1 protein-coding gene is annotated in these 1120 nt (G+C 38.9%); it reads left to right on the forward strand.

What is annotated here, in order from left to right; translation table 11 throughout:
- Positions 1 to 163 precede the first annotated feature (163 nt).
- A partial coding sequence (locus QVP40_RS06040; RefSeq protein WP_288200351.1) for a transposase occupies positions 164 to 1120 on the forward strand: 957 nt, incomplete at its 3' end.

A 1120-nucleotide genomic window follows, 5' to 3' on the forward strand; every position in this document is an offset into this window, starting at 1 on the left:
TCTTGAGTTTCCGCAGTTCTGTCCACAGAACACCCAACCAGTCTTGCTGTTTATACACAACTTTTCAAAAATGCCCAAAATATAAGGAATTCTATCTCTTTTTGGTGTAAAATTAAAGTGACCAAACGATAACTTTACTAAACAAAAAGAGAAAGGATCCCTTATGGCTAATTTTACATCAAAAACCTACCAAATGAAACGGGAAATTTTAACTTTTTCCAATAAATTTTCCAAAAAGCTTCCCAAACCGGAACGAAAGTTTATGGCTGACATGAATTATGGTATGCTTGCTTCCAACAGTTGTCTGCTTACAGACATTGTTGACCAGTTACATGAGCGTTCCCAAAAGATTAATAGCGTAGACCGCCTTTCCAGACATTTATCAAAAGGCACACCAAAAGACGCTTTAAATGCTTATTTGGACAACATAAAAAAATGGTGTCCGGCTCACCCTGTCATTCATATCGATGACAGTGATGTTGTAAAACCGAATGGTTATAAATTTGAGTCTCTTGGACGGGTACGCGATGGTTCTGAGAGTACTGCTGCAAAAAATGTTTATAAAAAAGGGTATCATGTCACAGAAGCCACTGTACTGACCAACAGCAATCATCCGGTCAGTCTTTTTTCAGAAATACATTCTTCAAAGGAAAAAAGCTTTACATCCATCAATGACATTACTTTTTCTGCCATGGAGCGTGCAACTGCACGATTTGATAAAGCAACCTTTGTCATGGACCGGGGCTATGACGATAACAAGATGTTCCTCAAGCTGGACTCCATGGACCAGGAATATGTCATCCGTCTGACTGCAAAGCGGAAGCTTTTATATCATAATAAATGGGTATTTGCCACCGAACTGCGCAACCGGAGAAAAGGCAAAGTAAAGCTTCCTCTTTTCTACAAAGGGAAAGAGCACGAGGCTTATCTTTCCCATGTAAAAGTACAGATCACTGCATCCAGAAAAAATATTTATTTAGTCCTTGTTTATGGCGTTACGGAGCACCCTATGATGCTTGCAACCAATAAAGAGATTAAATCGAAAAATGATGTGATAAAGGTGGCAAAGCTTTATTTTTCCAGATGGCGCATTGAAGAATATTTCCGCTGCAAAAAGCAG

Source organism: Blautia sp. CAG:257 (assembly GCF_000433815.1).
Lineage (GTDB): Bacteria > Bacillota > Clostridia > Lachnospirales > Lachnospiraceae > Blautia_A > Blautia_A caecimuris.